General features: G+C 42.0%; 2 protein-coding genes. Both read right to left on the reverse strand.

The features are described from left to right. Positions 1-502: response regulator transcription factor (locus tag R8O11_RS25475; RefSeq protein ID WP_318194643.1), on the reverse strand; the 502-nt coding region annotated here is incomplete at its 3' end. A 24-nt stretch (positions 503-526) separates the two neighbouring features. Beyond that, positions 527-787, reverse strand: a complete 261-nt coding sequence (locus R8O11_RS25480; protein ID WP_318194644.1) for a hypothetical protein — start codon at positions 785-787, stop codon at positions 527-529. Positions 788-996: the final 209 nt, after the last annotated feature.

Genomic DNA, 996 nt, shown 5'->3' on the forward strand with positions numbered 1-996 from the left:
TTGTCGCTCCGATTTGCTGATCTACCGGTAAAAGCTGCCTCATGAGATCACCAGCAGATTCTAGATCTTGTCGAATCGTTTGGTAAGCGACGTCTAATTCTTGATTTCTCGCGAGTAACATATTGTGCAAATCGAGAGTACGAAACCCTGCTCGTATGCGTGCTTGAAGCTCTTCTACCGACGTTTTTTTATCTACGAAATCATCCGCGCCAGCGTCAATGCCTTTGACAATCGAGCCCTGATCATTGCGTGAAGAAAGTAGGACAAAAAAGATATACCGCTCAAACGCCGCAGATTTGAGTAGACGACACAAATCAATACCACTGAGCCCAGGCATCATCAGGTCACTGAGAACAAACTGAATATCTTTTCGGTGCGTCAGGACTTCAAGTGCAGACTCACCGTCCTCCACAGCGATGACTTCGTACCCTTGCTTTTGCAATGCGGAGGTCATGTAAAGCAATACCGTTTTGCTATCGTCGACCAATAAGATTGGTTTCATCTCTCTCCTCAACGCTGGTAGCGACTAATGAAGTACTCTATTTATTGACTGCTCATCTCTAAAACGACTGTAGTCTTCGGCTAAAAGTTGATGTTGATAACGGGTGTAAGACAATGCTTCGTTTGAAATGACGATCTGATTTTCTTTTTCGATAAGTTGTCCGCGCAATTGCTCTATTTGATCACTTTGCTGCGTATAGTTCAGGTACATCGCAACTAAACCAAGAATAGAAACAACGAGCGAAGCAAACAGTACGTTGTTGATGGTTTTGATTTGAAGATTCATAACCTCTCCTTGTCTCTTGCCAGACATCTCTAAATGAAAAGAACGTCTACAGACTAAGAGCACTCTGCTCTAAAACGCATTGAAGCCTATTGAGGTTGTTGTATATAAAAATAATTATAGGAGATGAGTAAAAAAAGAAGAGAAAACTTGAAGTATTTGAATACCTTTTTGTCATTGGCATTCAATACGCAGCGAGAGAGAAAACGCTC

Source organism: Vibrio sp. 1288 (assembly GCF_033344475.1).